The 20507-nt window shown below is 61.3% G+C and carries 19 protein-coding genes; 9 read left to right on the top strand and 10 right to left on the bottom strand.

What is annotated here, in order from left to right:
• Window positions 1–177: 177 nt before the first annotated feature.
• The 3 genes from VIR09_RS25950 to VIR09_RS25940 all read right to left on the bottom strand — a co-directional run bounded on the left by VIR09_RS25950 (window position 178) and on the right by VIR09_RS25940 (window position 3840).
• The gene (locus VIR09_RS25950) at window positions 178–1506 is read right to left on the bottom strand and encodes a TIR domain-containing protein (protein WP_332015465.1); all 1329 of its coding nucleotides are present in this window, start codon (window positions 1504–1506) and stop codon (window positions 178–180) included.
• A gap of 261 nt (window positions 1507–1767) precedes the next feature.
• Entirely contained in the window at window positions 1768–2691 is a 924-nt protein-coding gene (locus tag VIR09_RS25945) for a DUF2971 domain-containing protein (RefSeq protein ID WP_332015464.1), read from the bottom strand.
• 189 nt (window positions 2692–2880) lie between these two features.
• Window positions 2881–3840, bottom strand: a complete 960-nt coding sequence (locus VIR09_RS25940; RefSeq protein WP_332015463.1) for a hypothetical protein — start codon at window positions 3838–3840, stop codon at window positions 2881–2883.
• A gap of 659 nt (window positions 3841–4499) precedes the next feature.
• On the opposite strand from VIR09_RS25940, the gene VIR09_RS25935 reads away from it, so the two are divergent.
• Complete coding sequence (locus VIR09_RS25935; RefSeq protein WP_332015462.1) at window positions 4500–5867, top strand: Fic family protein; 1368 nt, start codon at window positions 4500–4502, stop codon at window positions 5865–5867.
• A gap of 88 nt (window positions 5868–5955) precedes the next feature.
• Here VIR09_RS25935 and VIR09_RS25930 read toward each other — a convergent pair whose 3' ends face one another.
• From VIR09_RS25930 to VIR09_RS25915, 4 genes are all read right to left on the bottom strand, one after another.
• Window positions 5956–6285, bottom strand: a complete 330-nt coding sequence (locus VIR09_RS25930; protein WP_332015461.1) for a YegP family protein — start codon at window positions 6283–6285, stop codon at window positions 5956–5958.
• Between the two features lie 106 nt (window positions 6286–6391).
• On the bottom strand, window positions 6392–7036 hold the full coding sequence (locus VIR09_RS25925; protein ID WP_332015460.1) for a hypothetical protein: 645 nt from the start codon (window positions 7034–7036) through the stop codon (window positions 6392–6394).
• Window positions 7037–7116: 80 nt separating this feature from the next.
• Complete coding sequence (locus VIR09_RS25920) at window positions 7117–7530, bottom strand: hypothetical protein (RefSeq protein WP_332015459.1); 414 nt, start codon at window positions 7528–7530, stop codon at window positions 7117–7119.
• A 91-nt stretch (window positions 7531–7621) separates the two neighbouring features.
• Window positions 7622–8815 carry an acetylornithine transaminase gene (locus VIR09_RS25915; protein ID WP_332015458.1) on the bottom strand — a complete coding sequence of 398 codons (1194 nt, stop codon included), beginning with the start codon at window positions 8813–8815 and terminating at the stop codon, window positions 7622–7624.
• A gap of 211 nt (window positions 8816–9026) precedes the next feature.
• On the opposite strand from VIR09_RS25915, the gene VIR09_RS25910 reads away from it, so the two are divergent.
• Entirely contained in the window at window positions 9027–9992 is a 966-nt protein-coding gene (locus VIR09_RS25910) for a tripartite tricarboxylate transporter substrate binding protein (RefSeq protein WP_332015457.1), read from the top strand.
• A 93-nt stretch (window positions 9993–10085) separates the two neighbouring features.
• Here VIR09_RS25910 and VIR09_RS25905 read toward each other — a convergent pair whose 3' ends face one another.
• A complete protein-coding gene (locus VIR09_RS25905) occupies window positions 10086–10337 on the bottom strand; it encodes a hypothetical protein (protein ID WP_332015456.1) in 252 nt (83 codons plus the stop codon).
• Between the two features lie 181 nt (window positions 10338–10518).
• Between VIR09_RS25905 and VIR09_RS25900 the strand changes: the two genes are divergently transcribed.
• The 3 genes from VIR09_RS25900 to VIR09_RS25890 all read left to right on the top strand — a co-directional run bounded on the left by VIR09_RS25900 (window position 10519) and on the right by VIR09_RS25890 (window position 12612).
• The gene (locus VIR09_RS25900) at window positions 10519–12018 is read left to right on the top strand and encodes a helix-turn-helix transcriptional regulator (RefSeq protein ID WP_332015455.1); all 1500 of its coding nucleotides are present in this window, start codon (window positions 10519–10521) and stop codon (window positions 12016–12018) included.
• 223 nt (window positions 12019–12241) lie between these two features.
• Window positions 12242–12427, top strand: a complete 186-nt coding sequence (locus VIR09_RS25895; protein WP_207467078.1) for a CsbD family protein — start codon at window positions 12242–12244, stop codon at window positions 12425–12427.
• A 56-nt stretch (window positions 12428–12483) separates the two neighbouring features.
• Entirely contained in the window at window positions 12484–12612 is a 129-nt protein-coding gene (locus tag VIR09_RS25890) for an entericidin A/B family lipoprotein (protein ID WP_332015454.1), read from the top strand.
• Between the two features lie 71 nt (window positions 12613–12683).
• Here the strand turns inward: VIR09_RS25890 and VIR09_RS25885 are convergent, their stop codons facing one another.
• The gene (locus tag VIR09_RS25885) at window positions 12684–13823 is read right to left on the bottom strand and encodes a DSD1 family PLP-dependent enzyme (protein WP_332015453.1); all 1140 of its coding nucleotides are present in this window, start codon (window positions 13821–13823) and stop codon (window positions 12684–12686) included.
• 252 nt (window positions 13824–14075) lie between these two features.
• On the opposite strand from VIR09_RS25885, the gene VIR09_RS25880 reads away from it, so the two are divergent.
• The 4 genes from VIR09_RS25880 to gluQRS all read left to right on the top strand — a co-directional run bounded on the left by VIR09_RS25880 (window position 14076) and on the right by gluQRS (window position 18833).
• Window positions 14076–15035: a TAXI family TRAP transporter solute-binding subunit gene (locus tag VIR09_RS25880; RefSeq protein ID WP_332015452.1), complete on the top strand. Its 960-nt coding sequence runs from the start codon at window positions 14076–14078 to the stop codon at window positions 15033–15035.
• A gap of 110 nt (window positions 15036–15145) precedes the next feature.
• The gene (locus VIR09_RS25875; RefSeq protein ID WP_332015488.1) at window positions 15146–17170 is read left to right on the top strand and encodes a TRAP transporter permease; all 2025 of its coding nucleotides are present in this window, start codon (window positions 15146–15148) and stop codon (window positions 17168–17170) included.
• A gap of 241 nt (window positions 17171–17411) precedes the next feature.
• On the top strand, window positions 17412–17870 hold the full coding sequence (locus tag VIR09_RS25870; RefSeq protein ID WP_013390832.1) for a DUF494 family protein: 459 nt from the start codon (window positions 17412–17414) through the stop codon (window positions 17868–17870).
• A gap of 66 nt (window positions 17871–17936) precedes the next feature.
• Entirely contained in the window at window positions 17937–18833 is an 897-nt protein-coding gene (gene gluQRS / locus VIR09_RS25865) for a tRNA glutamyl-Q(34) synthetase GluQRS (RefSeq protein WP_332015451.1), read from the top strand.
• Here gluQRS and VIR09_RS25860 read toward each other — a convergent pair.
• Window positions 18820–20507: GDYXXLXY domain-containing protein (locus tag VIR09_RS25860; RefSeq protein WP_332015450.1), on the bottom strand; the 1688-nt coding region annotated here is incomplete at its 5' end. The two genes, gluQRS and VIR09_RS25860, sit on opposite strands and share 14 nt — an antisense overlap.

Here is a 20507-nt window from a genome sequence, read left to right as displayed (position 1 = left end):
CTAGCAATGGTGTCAGACTACAATTTCGCTGCATATAGCCAGCAAAATTGTAGTCTGACACCACTATTTAACGATACTCCTGCATACGACTTGCGGCGCAAGCCGCCCTCTGTCCCTGCCGCGCGGCCAACTCGCCAGCACGTTGACGCCGGACTAGGTAGTCAAGCGATTTTCTCCCTACCTGATGGAACGGATAAGTTCCGGAATCCGAGCGTAACTTTCAACCCAAATGACGTTTATCCCCAACGCGTTTGCATCCTGCTCCTCCAATAGCAGAGCAAGGCCATCAAGCACGTCATCATCGGATGTGAAGCGAGGGATCCTCTTCACGATATAGTGACTAAGAGACTTGTCCGGATTTTTTCTCCAAGCGACATCCAGAAGACGACGCAGATTTGGGTCGGTAAGACTGACGCCGACGAACAAACACGTGTTTTGAGTAAGCTTATTTAGCTGAATGAGATTTGACCAACTGAATGGATCAATAAACTGACCGTGATAAGCATCCTCGCTGAAAACGATGTCAGTACCCTCTGGGATCTTTCCGGTTCTTGGAAGATACCCATGGACGTGATAGACGGGCAACTCATTCGGGTCATGCTTGATTGATTCCGTGTAGATTCCGCGATTCCGTATGTTCGCAGCGGACAGGTTTTCCTCGATCAGTGCATCAAAATTGAACGTGACGATCGAATCGAGCGGCTTACCGTCACGCTGCGGTCGAGAGGCATCGACGATGGCGTCGATAAGCCCACACGTAGTTGGCTTCGCGGAGTAGAGAGCATCTCGAACTTTTTTCCCAAAATCTCTTCCGAGGTTGTTTTTCAAGTACTTCCCAAGGATTAGAGAAGAAGCACCGTGACGCTTGCTGAACTCCTCTGCTGCATTCGAGCCAAAATCCAGCGAACGATCCTTTGAAAGGCGTTCGATCATGGACTCTAGAAGCTTTAGAAGAAGATCATTCCAGACTGGAATCCCCGCCCCGACTGAAACACCGGCACCACAGACAAGCGTAAGACGGCCGGCTTTCAGCGCCGCCCCCAAGCTCGCAACCTGCGTGGCTTGAGTATCGTTGCGCTGCTCAGCCCCTCTATGCTGTTGCGCGGTCTCCTTGCGCTGAACAACGTCAAAAGACCGCACGAGCGATTCAAGGCCCGCCTCCAGATCTCTCGAGAGATCAATATAGAGGTAGTTCGATAGATAGCTAGGAACAGAACTCGCATCGATAACTATCGGAACGACTCTTGGTGCACGGTTTGATATCTCGCTCAGCGCAAGCGATGAGAACTCCTGCTGCACCCATTTTGAGCTAAGGGAGTTAGCGCTGACAACGATCAAGACCGCGTCCGCAGCCCTAAGCCCCCCCTCGATTTTCCGCGAGATGTTGTCACCGGGTCTAAGCTTGAGATGATCAATCCAGATTTCATGACCAGCATATTTCAACCTGTTGACGATGACGTCGACCGTTGGCTTGTCTTGGTGGCTATAGCTTACGAATATGCGCATGCGCGTGCTGATTAACTTAATTTGGCGACACATGTGGGCTAACGTTTTCCACCCATTGTGCCCAGTAACGCTCCGTGTCCACACGGAACATGGGAGCCAATGCAATCCCAATTCATAACGCGCCATGGGTGAAGGCGAAAAACAACCAGACCTGTCTCGGAATTATGGTGTCAGAGTACAACTTGATTCGTGAAATTACAGCCTAACTCCATTGGCACTTATACCAACGTCAAAACATGCCACCACCCCACATCATGATAATTATTTTTTTGAATTAATTCTTCGGACTCCGTCCAAATAATCATTGAGAATGCCGTAATGTGCCAGCATCCTGTAAGTATTTCTACCTGCCGCGTCATCTCGATGCGTTTTACTAATCTTGCACCAGGAGCACGTAGTCGTTCCCGATCGCTGAGGTTCTTGGCAAACGTCACATAAACTAGAGCTGATCGCTAGACTCTGACCGTCGAAGTTATAGACTGCGCTAGAGGCATCTACAAAAAAAGGGGTTATAGAACTCCGGCCAATTTTCATTTCATAATAATTGCACTCAAATACGGCGGCCTTTTCTTGTAATTTTCGCCTCAATTCTTGACTTGCTCTAGGCCCAGCGATAAGGCCTGTGACACAGCCTCTAGGTGTGTCTAATAACAACGTATTTCCGATTGATCGCACTTCACTCTGCTCGACTAGCATGCGGCGCTCGTTCTCATAGCTCCAATACTCCGCTTTCGAGTAGTAGGCGGTTTGAAACACTCCTTGCTGCAGCCAAGCTATGTATCTCGGTTTTTGTAGAACATACGCTCTTTCCAAAAGGTCTGATAAACCTTTAGACGGTTCCCGCAAGTACGAAACATTGCCAAATCCACTATTGGGCACCCCTCTCTCCAGCGCGGACTCGTCAAATTGAATAGCAAACCCTTGTAGATTGTTCGCATAATGTGCCCACATCGGAGTTACAGCGGGTGAACGGGAAAAGCATGTGGTTGGCAATTGCGGAATTTCCCCAATTACCTCTTCATAATATGCAAGAAATTCCGGCTCAGTGCGATAATCAATCGTGAGGAAAAGCTCAAACGGGTCGTTGAAGTCTTTTGGATACGAACACTTTAGCGTGGCAACACCATCGTCCTTCATAATTAGATCGATAGTGTCTGGTCCTGCATATTTATAAATATTTGACATAACACTCCTTTGCACAATCGTCGGCATTTTTTCTAGACACCTCTCTTACAATTGTTCGCGCCATCCAGAAGCGGAAAAAGGCACTAGGAGTCTCCCCTTCGCGCTCTTAATCTACCGACTGAAGAGAAATCAGATATCAGACTAAATTTTATTAACAAACTAAGGCTCCCTGACATCAAAGGCATCAGTCTATCGGTCGAACAGCTTATTTTGACCATCCGATTGCAACGGAACTACCCTATCAACAACTATTCTCGGCCGCCTGTCCGTTATTAATTTATTCTTCCAATGTCTCACTACCATGCCCTCCACCCGGCACCTTAAGAAGAGGGCCATTTTGTACTTGCGGACACTCCCTGATGATGGAATGCAGTTTATGACGTGGCCTTGATATTCGAGTCCTACGGTATTTGTTTTTTCACTACCTCGAATTAAACGCCCTTCAAGGGCAACATTATCTCCATGGCGTAGATCAGGAAATAAAACCTCCCCATCCTGACCCTCACCGTCACCACCCTCAAAAAGCGGCCTCTCGCGGGCCACTAGCAATACTGAGTCGAGTTCACCATTTTGCATGGCGCCAATAGTAAGAGTTCTGTCCTCTCTAATAACTGACGTCATTTTCGACAGCAGTTGTGGTGGAATTTTTTGATACCATCGATAAAATTCAAGCGGAATGGGTATCTCAATACCTTTTTCGTCGACAACAATCACAGACGACGAGTTCAGAGACGGTTCAACACGATTTGCATTCCATTCGTGAGATTTCTCCGTGTGCTTGATCAGCTTTGCCAGCGTAACAATCGCGGACATCGATTTTGAGAGTACATCTCTCAGCCCCACACTCTTAAAATCATTCTCCGCCATTCTCTCGCCGGCCTTCTTCGCATAGCTCAGCGCGAATGCGCCCCCTACTGCTACACCGGCCATCAACACCGCTTCCCAAGACCCCGCACGGGTCTGCACTGGAACGTCATACTCAGCATTTGCCAGACCAGAGGACTGCTGCGCGTTGAAGAACCGTATCGCCTCATCTAGACCTAGAAGCGCGGATCCAGCACTACGTGCATCAATGACCCCTGCTCGCACCGGGTCCCCTGAATATTTAATAAACCCGACCTCTTCGTACTCGACATCCTCAGTATGCATAGCTCTATCCAAGCAAGATCTTGCCGTTCAGAACGGGAAATCGGGGAGCCCCCGGCGGTCACTTTCAGTAACTTTAGGTATTTTTTTGACTATACCTCAAAATTCAATATGGACGCTTAACAGCAGGCATATGGACCACTTTCTAGAAATATCGTGACCACTTTCATTCGCCCGGAGAGTAGAGATTTCGGAGAGAATTCTGTCATCGATCTTTTCAGTGCGAGCGTGATGGTGCCACTTCTTGAATAGCGCGGTCGTGATATTCGATTCCTACTCCGCTCTACCGCCCAACAGAATAATGGTGTCAAGTAACAATTTTCCGCCCGCTCACTGAATGCTTGACGCAGGAGCGGAGCGATGCACGCATAGCGCTCAGCTTGCCCACATACAACGTGCGCTCCACCACCGCTACAGCAGTTGGAACACCGCGGTGGCGTATCGAGCCACAGCCGTCCCCCGATTAACCTCCTCAGAATGCCGCAATTATCTTTGTTGACGGCGAAGTACTCGTTTTGACGTGATGCGTGAGCGACGAAATCGTGCCAATCGATTTCCTCGAACAGACGGCTTGGGGATCAGCTCAAAATAAGACCAAATCAGCTCATTTCTTGAGCTGATTACTGCTAAATTGAGCTGATTCAACATCTTCGGCTCTTGCCATGACCGTCCGCGAAGACATTCTTCAGTTTCTGCGCGCCCAGCAGCGCGAGAACCTGCCCTGGGTGAGTTCCAGCGAACTGGCCTACCGAACCGGCGTCAGTTGGTCCACGGTGAAGCGCCAATTGGAAAATCTGCGCAAAGCCGGCGCGATACTGCGCGAGGGCCAGGGCCGGGCAACCCGTTACCGGATAGCGGACGAAACACCCGCATCGACGCTCCCAACGACCATTGCCGCGCGGCTGGCGGAGCCGGCGTCCGAGGCCGTCGGGATGATCTGGTCTGAGCGTGGTCAAGCCCTGCTGGCCCGACTCCGGCAGCCGTTATCCGCCCGGACGCCCGTGGGATACGAACGCGCCTTCGCGGAAAGCTATGTGCCAAACCAGAGCTCCCTGTTGCCGCCTTCGCTGGCTCAAGACTTGGCCGACGAGGGCCGCATGCCAGGTCAGTCGCCAGCCGGGACTTACGCGCGTCGCGTACTGGAGCCGCTGCTGCTCGACCTGTCCTGGTCATCCTCTCGACTGGAAGGCAACCGGTATTCCTTGTTGGCCACGCAGGAACTCTTCAAGCACGGAATGGCTGGGGAAGATCTGGATGCAGTGATGCTGCTCAACCATAAGAGGGCCATCGAGTTCCTGGTCGATGCGGTGCTCGCACATGGCCTGACGTCCGCCGTGATCGGCAACCTTCACGCGATTCTGTTGGAGGAACTATTGGCCAGTACCGACGGCCTGGGCCGCATCCGCCAGATCGTGGTCAACATCGGGGACACGACTTACGTGCCGCTCCAGGCGCCCTTGTTGCTGCAGGAAATGTTCGACCAGATTACGGAGAAAGCTCGGCTTATCAAGAACCCGGTCGAAGCGGCATTCTTTCTGTGGGTGAACCTTGCATATCTTCAGCCTTTCGAGGACGGCAACAAGCGGGCCAGCCGCCTGGCGGCCAACATTCCGCTGATGCTTTACAACTGCGCGCCGCTGTCCTTCCTGGACGTAGAGGTGCAGGACTACGTCTACGCCATGTTGGGGGTCTATGAATACGGCGACGTGACGCTGGCGACAGAGCTGTTTGCCTGGGCCTATCGGCGCTCGATCCGAAAGTACGCCGTGCAACTGAACGCTGCGGGCGTGCCGGATCCGGTGCGATTCCGATTCAGGGAAAAACTGAACGAAGCGATTGGCCGGGTACTACGTGAGCAGCAAACCGCCGACGCCGCAACAGCGGCGCTGGGCTTGTCCGAAGACGATTTTCAATTATTCCGCCCGATACTGGCGCAAGAACTGCGCATACTGGACGTGTACAACTGCGCTCGCTATCGCTTGTCGATGGACCTAGTCCAACAATGGGTCAAGGCCGGGCGGCCGCACTGAAGCAAACCAGCGGAACAAGAGCCGCAAACATTGCGGCTCTCTAGTCCCGACACCGATAGATGCGAATGAGGGCTTACACCCCAACCACTCAGGTATTGTCTTTCACTACAGTGCTTGGCCCATTAGCCTTCACAGACGCAATCCCGGCATCCCGAGCCGCGGCGCTCGAATACATTTCACTCCGCCCAATGGACTGCCCATTCGCCGCACTCAACGAGAAATAATGCGAACCGTTGGTAGCCGTCTTGCGCTGATAGCGCTCATCGATCGGCGAATTCTGCCGAACGGATGCAATTCCATCCTGAGCGCTAGCTTTGGTGGTGTACCGCTCGCTCGTCAGAATAACTTCATGATTCCCAGCTTTCAGATTGAACATGTACTGATCGCCGCTGCGCTTCAACTCGTAGTAACCGCTCATAGAAACCTCCAATATCTGGCTAGTTCAACAATGGGTCGATACTGTGATGCACACACATGAATGCCGGTTGATGATAGTCCATGTCTCGCGTTCAGGAAATTTCTGCCTACTTGCTCTTCGGGCGAACAGGCGCGGAGGAAACACCCGCCTTGATCTTCGACGAGGCATCTCCCGGCAATGCGCTTCCAGTTGCCGCCCTTGATGACTCCACCAACTGATAACTCCGCAGTTCACGGCGGAATATCTTGACCGTGGTCAGCCGCTGGAGCCGCAGCCTCAAGCGGCGGGTCCGATAGATATTGGTATCGTCGAGGTCAAAGGCGCAGTCTGGTTCGGACTCGCTGGAAACGAACACTTCCAGCCATGTGCTGGTCACGGTGACGCCACGACTGCGAAAACCCACGAATCTGACCTTCGGCCAAGGCACCGCGCCGGTCTGGGGTGACCAGAGGCCTTCGTTCCTGATCTCCAGCAGCACCTTGCGTTGGGCGCGCAGGGCCGGCATCAGGCCGTACACAGACAACGGCACTCCTGCAAACAACAGCAAGCAAACCAGCAGAAGCCAGCCATTCCATTGGTCATGAGCCATCTCGAACAAGAGATAGATGGACAACAATATTGCGAATGGCGCCGCGACAAGAACGTAGAACCAGAAGAACAGGCGCCAGGCCCGTATGACGATGGGCCGCTTCAACACGGTGGGGGCTGGGGCTATCTGAGGTCTTGGCGTGCTACGTTTGCTTTGCTTCATTTCAACTTCTTGGGTGCCGTGCGGTTACGGGTGCGCTACATGCCGCGCAAAGCGCGTCGATCCGTCAACGCCATGACGTTTCAATCGCCGATGTCTCGGATATCCAATCGGTCAATTTCAAATTGAGCATACCCATCACACGGCACGCTTCCAAATTCAATGACGTAGCCGTTGACCGCCACCAATCCGGCATCCTGATCGATCACACGCCCTGTTCCTCGGTATTTGAAGTGGCCAATCCGTTCCAGGCTTTCGACTGACAGGGCATCCTGCTCTTGCTGGGGCCAGTCGGTACCGAATGCTGCACGAATCTCGCCGTCCAGGACCGACAGCCGGTTCGTGATGGTGTCCCCGACCTTGACTGTGCAAGGCCAGCAGAATGCCGTGACGACCGCGCCTTCCTGGCTGCGCAAGGTCACGGAGGCGCTTTCGTCGCCAGGTGTGAACGGCTCCACCGATATGACTGTGATTGTTTTCATGGGCATGGCGAGCATGGCTTCTTCAGTCGCTGTATGGGTTCGCGGGCGTTCAAAAGGACAAGGGCCGCTGTACGCGGCCCTCGCTACTGGCTATCGGACTACCCGATTACGCCTTGCGCACCTGAGCAATCAAGCCGTCCAGCTGCGTCAGCATCGTATCGATCTCTTCCGCCGTCACATTCAACGCCGGCATGAAGCGCAGCAGGTTTCCGCGCGGCGCATTCAGCAGCAAGCCGTTGGGCGCCAGATTGCGCGCGGCTTCGACGATGGCGGGGCCGTCGTCGCGGTCCATGACCAGTGCGCGCAGCAGGCCCATGCCGCGCTCGCCCTTCATGCCGTACTTGGCCGACAGGGCCAGCAGGCCTTCGGACAGTTGCTTGGCACGCGCGTTGACCGATTCCATGAAGCCGGGCGCGGCCAGGGCGTCGAACACGGCGACGCCGACGGCGGCCATCAGCGGGTTGCCGTTGTAGGTGCCGCCCTGGTCGCCGTGCGAGAACACGCAGACTTCCTGGCGGGCCAGGAGTGCGGCCAGCGGCACGCCGCCGCCGATGCCCTTGGCCAGGGTCATGATGTCGGGCACGACGTCGGATTGCTGGTAGGCGAACATGGTGCCCGTGCGGCCCATGCCCGTCTGCACTTCATCAACGATGAACAGCAGCTTGTGCTCGTCGGCCAGCTTGCGCAGGCCTTGCATGAATTCCTTGCTGGCGGGGACGACGCCGGCTTCGCCCTGGACGGGTTCGAGCATGATGGCGACGGTCTGGTCGTCGATCAGCTTGCGCACGGATTCCAGGTCGTTGATTTCAGCCTTGGGGAAGCCTTCGACCTGCGGGGCGAACATCTTGTCCCAGCCCGGCTTGCCGGACGCGGACATGGTGGCCAGCGTGCGGCCGTGGAAGCCGTGGTTCATGGTGATGATCTTGTAGGCGCCTTTCTTGTGCACCTGGCCCCATTTGCGGGCGAGCTTGATGGCGCCTTCGTTGGCTTCGCCGCCGCTGTTGGCGAAGAAGACGCGATCGAAGACCGAGGCGCTGGTGAGGCGCTCGGCCAGCTCGATAGAGGGCAGGTTGTAGAACGCCGGCGAGGGGTTCATCAGCAGCTTGGACTGGTCCAGCAGGGCCTTCTGCATTTCCGGGGCGCTGTGGCCCAGGGTATTGACGGCCCAGCCCTGGACCAAGTCCAGGTATCGCTTGCCCGCGTGATCCTCCAGCCAGGATCCCTGGCCGCGCACGAACACGAGGTCCGGGCGGGAGGTGATCTCCATGAGGGCGTTGGTCTTGAACTGGCTGAATTCCATGGCGGTTCCTGCGGAATGAGAGAACAGGGGGTGAGAAAGTAATTGGACGATGCCAATAGGCGAATTTAGCACCGACGGGGGGATGCTATCGTGACACACCCCCTGCCGATCCGCCCGGGCCGCCTCAAAAGGGCCGCCAGCGCGGGAGCTACATTTTATGCAACAGGCGCGCCCCTGCGCGCAGCCCTTTGTCGCTTTTTACTGACCAATCATGAAACGTATTCTTTCCAGTCTTGCCGCCGGCCTGGCGCTGGCGACGGCCGCGGCCACCGCGCATGCCGATTTTCCCGAGCGCCCCATCCGCCTGATCGTCCCGTTCCCGCCCGGGCAGGCGACCGATATCTTTGCGCGCGCACTGGCCGAAAAGCTGGGCGCAGCCGTGAAGCAGCCCATCGTGGTGGAGAACCGCGCGGGCGCGGGCAGCAATATCGGGATGGAGCAGGCGGCGCGCGCGACGCCGGACGGCTACACGCTGGTGATCGCGGGCTCTGCCGCGGCGGTGAACCAGACGCTGTACAAGACCATCAATTACAGCCTGACCAAGGACTTCGCGCCGGTGTCGGGGGTGTTCTCGGTGCCGCTGATGTTCCTGGCGACGCCGGCTTCGGGCATTACCTCGCTCAAGCAGCTGGTGACGCAGGCGCGCGCCAACCCGGGCGAGCTGGCCTATGCCAGCGCGGGCATCGGCGGCACGCAGCATTTGTCGGCCGAGATGTTCAAGGCGGCGGCGAAGATCGACATCCGCCACATCCCGTACAAGGGCAGCGGCCCGGCGCAGGCGGATTTCCTGGGGCATCAGGTGCCGTTGATGGTGGATTCGGTGACTGCCGGCCTGCCGCATGTGCAGAGCAAGAAGGCGGTGGCGCTGGCGGTGACGACGGCCAAGCGGCTGCCGCAGCTGCCTGACGTGCCTACCGTGGCGGAATCCGGTTATCCGGGCTTCGAGGCCATCGGCTGGGCGGCAGTGCTGGCGCCGCGCGATACGCCGGCCGAAGTGACGAACTATCTGAGCAAGCAAATCGGCCAGGTGCTGAATTCGCCGGACATGCAGAAGTTCTTCCGCGACCGCGGCGCCGAGCCGATGCCGCTGACGCCTAATGCGACGGGGGCTTTCATTGCTGGCGAAGTGACGAAGTGGGGTGAAGCGGTGAAGCAGTCGGGCGCGCAGGTCGACTGACAAGAACGCAAGACGCTACGCCCGCAACAAACCGCCCCGCATCGCCGGGGCGGTTTGCATGATGGGCTGAGGTAAAGCTATGGGTGGGCCGGCTTAGGCCGGATCACCTGGCTGGCCCGGCCGTCCGGGCTCGCCGGGCTGCCGGGGTTTTTCTGCAGGCTGCCCCGGATTGCCGGGCACTTCCGGCGGCATGCGGCCCGGATCGACGTCATCGGGCCCGGGTTGGCCCGGCACCTGGCCGGGGGCCTGCTTCTGCGGCGCGTCGCCGGGTTGCTGTTCCGGACGCCGGGACGGATCGTCAACGGGTTGGTTGGAGGGATCGCCGGGCTTCTGGTTCGTGTTCATGGAACTCTCCTGAAGATTCACGTAAAGCGTTTCACGCGAAGCAGCACGCGTATCGGTGCAGGACCACGATAGAAGCCTGGTCCGCGCACGCCCAGATCACGCGGGACGACTTTATCTAGTACTTTCTTCCTATCTTGCGGCCGCGCGCCAGCGGCCCGGTTTTGCGCACCGAGGAGTCAGGATGAAGAAGACCGCCACGGCGTTCACGACGGAACGCCGCCATCTGCTGGAAATCATCGACGGCCTGATCGAAGGCATCATCCTGCTGGACCAGGACCGCCGCATCGTCTGGGCCAACGATACGGCGCTGGCCATGCACGGCGCGACGGATCTGGCCGCGCTGGGCGGCACCGCCGCCGGCTACCGCAAGGCGTTTGCGCTGCGCTACCGCAACCATCGTGCACTGCGCGCGGCGCAGTATCCGCTGGATCGCGCGCTGGCGGGCGAGGCCTATAAGGACGTGGTGGTGGAAGTGACCAGCCGCCGCGATCCGGCGTTCAGCCGCATGCATCAGGTGCGCAATCTGGAGCTGCGCGATGCGCAGGGCGCGGCCGAAGGCATGGTGCTGGTGCTGCTGGACGTGACCGAGCGCTACAACGCGGAAGAGCGCTTCGAAAGAACCTTCAACGCCAATCCCGCGCCGGCCGTGATCTGCTCGCTGGCGGACCTGCGCCACATCAAGGTCAATGAAGGATTTTTGGCGATGACCGGCTACAAGCGCGAGGAAGTGCTGGGCAAGACGCTGCGCCAGCTGGACGTGCTGGGCGACACGCCGCAACGCGAGGACGCGCTGCACCGGCTCGCTGAAGGGACCACCATTCCGCAGACGGAAACCACGATTACCGTGCAGGATGGCGGCACCAAGCTGGTGGTGGTGGCGGGCCAACCCATCGAGGTCGCGGAACAGCCCTGCATGCTGTTCACCTTCAACGACCTGGAGCCGCGCCGCAAGGCCGAGTCGGCGCTGCGCCACAGCGAGCAGCGCTTCGCCACGGCGTTCCGGCTGGCGCCGGTACCCATGACGCTAAGCAGCACGACGGGCGAACTGCTGGAGGTCAACGACGCCTTCGTCGCCACGACGGGCTATGACGCCAAGACGCTGGCGCGCGACGAGGATGCGCTGGCGCAGCTGTGGACCGACCCGCAGGCCTACGACCGCGCCATGGCCTCGCTGGAGCAGGGCGCCAGCGTGCGCAGCCAGGAGATGGCGCTGCGCACGCGCGACGGCGCGCTGCTGGACTGCCTGGTGTCGGCCGCGCCGGTGTCGATCCAGGATCAGCCCTGCGTGCTGGCGGCGATCCAGGACATCACCGAACGCAAGCGCAGCGAGGTCGAGTTGATGGAGGCGATCGAGACGGTCATGCAGGACACCTCGTGGTTCAGCCGCACCGTCATCGAGAAGCTGGCGCAGATCCGCGCCCCCCAGGGCGCGCCGCAGGGGCAGGGCGAACTGGCCGACCTGACGCCGCGCGAGCGCGAAATTCTTGGCCTGATGTGCCAGGGCCACACGGATGCGGAGATCGCGGCCAGCCTGCACTTGTCGCGCAATACGGTGCGCAATCACGTGGCGGCGTTGTACAGCAAGCTGGACGTGCACCGGCGCAGCGCCGCCATCATCTGGGCGCGGCAGCGCGGCATCGTGGGATATGAAAAACCGGCGCGAAAGCAGGCGCAGAAATAGGCGTGGACGCTAGCGCAGGCCCGGATGCAGACCCCGCAGTCCCAGGCAAAGAGCTGGAAGCAGCCCCGCAAAAGTCAGTAGAAAAGTACCAGCCGATCTGATGCGCGCGCTTCTTACGCGCACGTCATGCGCTTCCTATAGTGGGTTCGTCCGCCGCTGGAGTCCAGGCCCGAACGGGGTCCTCCGGCGCGGTTTCACGCAACCTGGAATTAGGAGCGACAACATGGATAACGACCGCATCAAGGGCGCAGCCAAGGAAGTCAAAGGCTCGATCAAGGAAACGGCCGGCAAGCTGACAGGCAACCGCCAGACGGAAGCCGAGGGCAAGGCGGAGAAAACCGTGGGCAAGGTGCAACGCAATGTAGGCGAAGCCAAGGATCAGGCACGCGACTTGCTGAACAAGAAATAGCGCGGCTGCCCTTCGGCATGACCCGCTACGCTCATGAACGCCGAAAGGAGAAAAAAATGACGCATCGAATCTGGCTTGTGCTGATGCTTGCAATAACCGCCATCACGGCCGGCTGCAACACCATGGAAGGCGCCGGCAAAGACATCGAACGCGGCGGAGAAAAGATCCAGCAAAAGGCCCAGTAGGCCTGCGGGAACCCGTGCTCGGCTGGCGCGCTTGATGGCGCGCCGGCCATTTTGCGTTCGGGCGTCCTGATTCAGCGCGAGAAGCCGCGGGCGGAAATTTCCCAGATGTCCTGCACCACCCCGTCCTTGAACACGACCAGGCCGTCGTGCAAGTTGAAGGTCGGATCCACGTGCGCAGGCACCAGGCGCAGCACGGCGCCCAGCGCGGGCGCGGTGGCGCCGGACTCGACGCGCACGACGCTGTGCTCGTCGTTGATGGCAATGCAGGTCAGGCCGGATTCACCATGGACGGCGGGCGGGCCGCATTCGGCGGAAGCCGATTTGAGGCCGGCGTCCAGCACCACGCGCTCCGCAGTGGGCGTGCTCATCACGGTGGACAGCAGGAACAGGCTGTTCTGGAAATTGAGCGGGCCGCCCCATTCATTGGCGCCATAGTCGCCGTCCATGAAGGCATAAGAGCCGGCCTGCAGTTCGGTGTAGACGCCGCTGGCGGCGTCGAACTCCACGCTGCCGGTGCCGCCGCCGGTGATGGTGTCGCAGGCGATGCCGCTTTCGCGCAGCAGCTGCGCATAGGACGCGGCGATGCGCGCGGCCTGGCGGGATACCGTGGCGCGTTCTTCGCGCGTGCGGTAATGCTGCACCGAGCCGTGATAGGCCTGCAGGCCCGCGAAGTTCAAGCCCGGCAGCGAGCGCGCCTGCTGCGCCAGCGCCAGCACGGTCGCGTCGTCGGACACGCCGCAGCGGCCCTGGCCCACGTCCACTTCCACCAGCACGTCGATCTCGGCGCCGGCCTGCACCATGGCGGCCGACAGCTGCGCCAGGTTCTGGGCGTTGTCCACGCAGACGCTGATCTTGGCGGCACGCGCCAGCTGGCCCAGCAGCGCCATCTTGGCGGGACCGACCACTTCGTTGCTGATGTGGATGTCACGGATGCCGGCGGCCACGAAGGGCAGGGCTTCGCTGACCTTCTGGCAGCAGATGCCGCGCGCGCCCAGGGCCAGTTGGCGCAGCGCGATCTGCGGGCATTTGTGGGCCTTGGCGTGCGGCCGCAGGGCGACTTCGTGGCGGTCGGCCCAGGCCTGCATGGCGCGCAGGTTGGCTTCGAAAGCGGTCAGGTCCAGCGCCAGGCTGGGCGTGTCGACGCGGGCGAGGGGATCGCCCGGCTGGGCGGCGGGGGGCAGCGCTATGCCGCGTATGACTTCCTGGGACATCTTGGAAACTCCGTTATCAGCACTGCAGGGATGTAACCGCACACCATAACCAAAGCGGGACCACCCATAACCTTGGGCGATGCGACCCCCTGGAAAACCATAGCCCTGTAATCATTGGCTACAGGGGGTGGGCATGACAGAATTTCATCATAAAGAAAGCCCCCGAGGGGAGGCGCGTTTTTGCCGGGGGAATTCGCCCAACGGCAGAAATTACATCACTGATACCCGTCAGCAAGAATCGGAGAAGCTCGCATGAAACTCAAGAATTGGATCACCGCCCTGACCATTGCGGCCGCCGCCGTCGGCGCCGCCGGTTCGGCGCAGGCCCAGCAGTTCTTCCGCATCGGCACCGGCGGCACCGCCGGCACCTACTATCCGGTGGGCGGCATCATCGGCAACGCCGTGTCGCAGCCGGGCAAGCTCATTGCCACCGCGGTGGCCTCCAACGGCTCGGTCGCCAACATCAACGGCATCATGGGCGGCTCGTTCGAAGCGGGCTTCACGCAGTCCGACGTGGCCTTCTGGGCCTATAGCGGCACCGGCACCTTCGAAGGCAAGCCCAAGGCCCAGGACCTGCGCCTGATTTCCACGCTGTATCCGGAAAGCATCCACCTGGTGACGCGCAAGGGCTCGGGCATCAAGGGCGTGGCGGACCTGAAGGGCAAGCGCGTGTCCATGGACGAGCCGGGCTCCGGCACTCTGGTGGACGTGCGCTTGATCCTGGGCGCCTACGGCCTGACCGACAAGGACATCAAGGCCGAATACCTCAAGCCCAACCAGGCCGGCGACAAGCTCAAGGACGGCGGCCTGGACGCGTTCTTCTTCGTGGGCGGCGCCCCCGCCGGCGCGATCGCCGAACTGGCCTCCACCGGCAGCATCGAACTGGTGTCGCTGGTCGGCCCGGAAATCGATGCGCTGCGCGGCAAGCAGGAATTCTTCACGCCTGACGTGATCACCGCCAACACGTACCAGAACATTCCGGAAGTGAAGACCATCTCGGTCAACGCGCAGATGGTCACCTCGGCCAAGATCCCGGACCAGGTGGTGTATGACGTCACCAAGGCGCTGTACAGCGACGCCACGCGCAAGACGCTGGACGCCGGCCACGCCAAGGGCAAGCTCATCACCAAGGAAAACGCCGTCAAGGGCGCGGGCATCCCGTTCCACCCGGGCGCCGAGAAGTTCTACAAGGAAGTCGGCCTGTTGAAATAAGCGAGCCGATGCTTCTTTTAAGGATAGACCACGGCGCAATCTGACTCGCCGTGTTTGAGCAGGGCCGCCACGAGCGGCCCTGCTTGCTGTATCACCTGAGACTCACGGCGATGGAAATAGACCACGAGAAAACCCAGCAGCTGGCGGAAAAGTACGATTCGGAAATCCGCTTCCGGCCGCTGGACAAGACGGCCACCTGGATCGTGTCGGGCCTGCTCGTCACCTTATCCCTGTTTCACTACTACACCGCCGGCTTCGGCCTGCTGCGCGAGGCCACGCACCGCGGCGTGCACCTGGCCTTCGTGCTGAGCCTGATCTTCCTGGTGTTCGGCTTTTCCAAGTCGCACTACCAGCGCCAGCCCAAATCCACCTGGTTTTCGCCCGGCGGCATTCCGCTGTACGACTGGATCATCGCCATCGCGCTGGCGCTGTCGGTGCTGTACATCCCCTACATCTTCGAGGACCTGGCGTTCCGCGTGGGCAATCCCATGCCCATGGACGTGCTGATGGGGTCCATCCTGTTGATCGGCTTGCTGGAAGCCACGCGCCGCGCCATGGGCTGGCCGCTGCCCATCATCGCGCTGGTATTCATGGCCTACGCCATGTTCGGGCCTTACTTCCCGGGCCTGCTCAAACATGCCGGCAATACCTGGCCGCAGGTCGTCAACCACATGTACCTGACGAGCCAGGGCGTGTACGGCGTGGCGGTCGGCGTGGTCGCCACCTATGTCTTCCACTTCGTGCTGTTCGGCGTGCTGGCCACCCGCATCGGCCTGGGCCAGCTGTTCCTGGACGTGGCCTCGACGGTCGCCGGGCGCTATGCGGGCGGGCCGGCCAAGGTGTCGGTGTTCGGCTCGGCCATGTTTGGCATGCTGTCGGGCTCCTCGGTGGCCAACGCGGTCACGGTGGGCTCGCTGACCATTCCGGCGATGATCCGCATCGGCTATCCGCGGCACTTCGCCGCGGGCGTGGAAGCGGCCAGCAGCACGGGCGGGCAGATCACGCCGCCCATCATGGGCGCGGCCGCGTTCCTGATGATCGAGTTCCTGGGCATTCCGTATCAGCAGATCGCCATCGCGGGCATCTTCCCGGCTTTCCTGTACTTCTTCGGCATGTTCATGCAGGTGCACTTCGAGGCCAAACGCGAGGGGCTGCGCGGCCTGACCGAAGAGGAAATGCCCAAGCTCAAGCAGTCGTTCAAGATGCGCTGGCCGACGCTGATCCCGCTGGTCCTGCTGATCGGCGTGCTGGCCAGCGGCCGCACGCCTTATCTGGCAGCGTTCGCAGGCATTACCGGCTGCATCCTGGTGGGCCTGCTGAATCCGTTCCAGCGGCTGCGCTGGCGCGATCTGTACGAAGCCTTCGAGACCGGCGCCAAGTACGCGCTGGCGGTGGGCGCGGCCGCGGGCACGGTGGGCATCGTGATCGGGGTGGTGACGCTGACCGGCGTGGGATTCAAGATCTCGTACATCGTGATCGCGGCCTCGCAGGTGTTGGCAAGCGGCGCGGCCATGGTGATCCCCGATACCATCGCCAACATGCAGTCGTTGACGCTGGTGGCCGCGCTCATCATGACCGGCATCGTCTGCATCCTGATGGGCTGCGGCGTGCCCACCACGGCGAACTACCTGATCATGGTGGCGGTGGCCGCCCCCACGCTGGTGCAGCTGGGCGTGCAGCCCATCGCGGCGCACTTCTTCGTGTTCTATTTCGGCATCCTGGCGGACATCACGCCACCGGTGGCGCTGGCGGCGTATGCGGCGGCCGGGATGGCGGGCAGCGATCCGTTCAAGACCGGCAACACGGCCTTCAGGCTGGGCATCACCAAGCTGATCGTGCCCTTCGTGTTCGTGTTCTCGCCGTCGTTGCTGATTTCGGTGCAGGGCTTCACCTGGTACGACTTCTTCGTAACGCTGTTCGGCTGCATGGTCGGCCTGGTGCTGCTGTCGGCCGCTTTCTCGCGTTACATGCTGGTGGGCATGAAGAGCTGGGAACGCTGGCTGTGCACCATCGGCGCCTTGCTGACGATCCTGCCGGGCCTGACCAGCGGGCTGGTCGGGCTGGCGATCTGCATCCCGGTGTTCATGCGCCAACTGGCGCAGCTGAAGCTGGAAAGCGCCCCCAAGGCCGCCTGACGGAACCAGCCTCCGCACAAAAAGGGGCGGATCTGCGAGACCCGCCCCTTTTTGCTCCGAATCATGAATATTGGCAGCATTTAGGCGGAAAATGTGCGCGTGTTGTCGCAAGGTGACGCCATACAACATTCCACCTTCCCGCCGGTTGCCGGGCTATTTAAATCAGCGTAAAGTAAAATTCATGTTTGCTGGTCTGCCGATCTCCGGGCCGACTGTGCACACAGGCACAAAACTGCGCCATATGTTCGATATCCTGGTTTATCTGTACGAGAATTACTACACGCCGCAAGCCTGTCCTGCGGCCGACGTGCTCGCAAAGCGGCTTGCCGCCGCCGGTTTCGAGCACGAAGACATCGACGACGCCCTAGGCTGGCTCTACGGCCTGGCCGAAACCACCGAACGCTGCGTCGATCTCGCCCAGGCGCCCGCCACCGGCACCCGGATCTACACCGACAACGAATACCAGCAGCTCGGCACCGAATCCATCGGCTTCATCGCCTTCCTGGAATCGGCCGGCGTGCTACCCGCGCCCTTGCGCGAAATCGTCATCGACCGGGGCCTGGCTTCGCCGGAAACGCCCGTGCCGCTGTCCAAGATCAAGATCATCGCCCTCATGGTTCTCTGGAGCCAGGAAGCCGAGATCGACAATCTGGTCCTGGAAGAGCTGCTGGACGAGGACGGCGTGCGCCTGCTGCATTGACCGGCATCTGCGTCGCTTGATGCCGCTTTCCCCACCCCGCGCGCAAGGCCGCGCGGGCGTCCCATCGTGAACTACGTCGGCCGTTTCGCCCCCAGCCCCAGCGGACCGCTGCATGCGGGCTCGCTGGTGGCCGCGCTGGCCAGCTGGCTGGACGCGCGCGCCCAGAACGGGCGCTGGCTGCTACGCATCGAAGACGTGGACACGCCGCGCACGGTGCCAGGCGCGGCCGAAGTCATCATGGGCCAACTGGATGCGCTGGGCCTGGCCTGGGATGGCGACATCATGTGGCAATCGCGCCGCAACGACGCCTATCAATCCGCCTTCGACTCGCTAGCTGCACGCGGCCTGATCTACGGCTGCGGCTGCACCCGGCGCGAAATCGCGGATTCGGCGCTGCGCGGCCAGACCGCGCCCGGCGCCGATGGCGAGCGGCCGTATCCCGGCACCTGCCGCCATGGCCTGCCCGCAGGCCGTGAAGCCCGCGCCTGGCGCGTGATCATGCCGGAAGGCGTGGAACATTTTGTGGACCGCTGGCTGGGGCCGCAGGAACAGAACGTGGCGCAGGCCGTGGGCGACATCGCCCTGCGGCGGGCCGACGGCCTGTGGGCCTACCAATTGGCGGTGGTGGTGGACGACGCCGCGCAAGGCGTAACCGACGTGGTGCGCGGCGCGGACCTGCTCAGTTCCACCGCGCGCCAGCGCGTGCTGGGGCGGCTGCTGGGTCTGCCGCCGGTGCGCTACCTGCACGTGCCGCTGATCCTGGACCCCGCCAGCGGCCTGAAACTGTCCAAGCAGAACGGCGCCCCACCCATCGACACCGGCGCGCCCCTGGCGGCGCTGATGGCCGCCTGGCGCGCCCTGGGCTTCGACCCGATCTCCAGCGGGGACCGCGGCCATTTCCTGCGCGAGGCCACCGCGCAATGGGCGCGGCGCTTCCCGCTGCCTGCCGCTACAGCGGCTTGAGGTCCTGGTCCAGCATCCGGACGAGCAGCGCCTCGCCGTTATCCGCCACGCGCAGCTCGCCGTACTTGGCGACCTGATAGCGCTCGGCCTGCCCTTCCGGGAAGAAATAGGCGTTGGTCACGATGCGCACGCTGTTGTCGCGGATGCGGTAGCGCAACGGCACTTCCCCATCCGTATGCGGATGCGTGTCGGGCTGGATGCGTAGAGGCTGGCCCACGCCGCGCGCGTCGGTCTGCAGCATCACATAGCCGTCCGGCTCGTAGCCCATGACGGAGTCCTCGGCCTCGGGACGCTCGCCGCCCAGCCGCAAGCGCGTGACTTCCCGGCTGGCCGCGAAGTTCAGCGCCATGTAGTCGCCCTGCATCAGCGAACGCGGATCGACCGGCGCCAGTTCCAGGATGACCACCTTGCCCGAGGCCAGCAGCTTTTCACGCTGCCAGATGCCGCCGTTGGCAACCACCAGCACCAGCGCCAAGCCACCCAGGATGGCCAGGGTACGCCAGCGCAAGGGCGCCGAGACCGGCGGCAGGGCAGCGCGCCGGCTGGGCGGCAGGGTGCGCATCAGGCGCGGCACCAGCCACACCAGGGCGCGCAGCACGAACAGCAGCAGGGCAGCGCCGCCCAGCCACAAGGCTTTTTGCAGCAGCGGCACATCCAACTGGTAGTAATAGACGCCCAGGTAGGCCAGCAGGCTGATCACGCCGAACACGACCAGGCGCGACTGGTTCAAGCCGAAGCCCAGCAGCAGCCAGGCCAGCGCGAAGCCCACGCCGGGGCTGGGCAGCCAGAACAGCGCCAGGATCAACAGGGCTATCGGGACGCCCCAGGTGACGCCCGCTGTCAGCACGTGGCGGCGGGGCCACAGCACCGCAAAGGCAGCCGCCACGGGCAATAGCGCGCCTGCGATAACCAGTACCGCCGTATGCGGATTGAGCTGCCACATGGCGGGCAGCTGCTGGGCGGAGAGCCCCCCCGCCAGCCACACCATGCCTTGCACCGACAGCAGGAAGGCCCAGGCCAGCGGCTGCAACGCATGGGCGCGCTTGCCGCCCAGACGATGGCTGACGCTGAAAATGACGGCAGTGGCCCAGGCGCCGGTCACGGCGATGGGCAGCCACACGAAGGTGGCGCGCATGGCGTCGAAGCCCAGCCAGGCGTCCAGCAGGTCTTCGCCGCCCAGGTCGGGCGACAGGCCGCGCCAGATCAGGCCCGCCCCCGCTGCCGCGATCAGCAGGCCGCTCAGGAAGCGCAGGATGACATCGGGACCCACCGCGTAGACCGTGGCCGCCATCAGCAATACGAATACGCAGGCGCTGGCGAACGAGGTCGAACTGGACAGCCCGAAGATGATCAGAATTTGCCCAGCAAAGGCCATGGCCGTGCCGCACTGGCGCCAGAATGGCCCGGCATCGCTGCGCAGCACCGCCACGCCGGCCGCGCACAGTACCAATCCGGCCACCAGCGCGCCGCTTTCGGACGTGATGAAGCCCGAGAAGGCTGCGAACACCAGCAGCAGCAGCGTCGCCAGCCAGGCGCTCAGGCCCAGCAGGCACTGCACATACCAGGGCGGATCCACCTGGGGAGCCGGGGCGGCCGCCAGTTGCGCGACCGGCGCGCCGGTCTCGGCCGGGTCCACCGAATTGCCGGCCGAAGCCGCGGCCGGCTCGGCATCCG

It is taken from the genome of Achromobacter sp. (assembly GCF_036567245.1).
Classification (GTDB): domain Bacteria; phylum Pseudomonadota; class Gammaproteobacteria; order Burkholderiales; family Burkholderiaceae_B; genus Achromobacter.
Note: the sequence above shows the minus strand (reverse complement) of the source record. Positions and strands in the feature narration are given on the sequence as shown.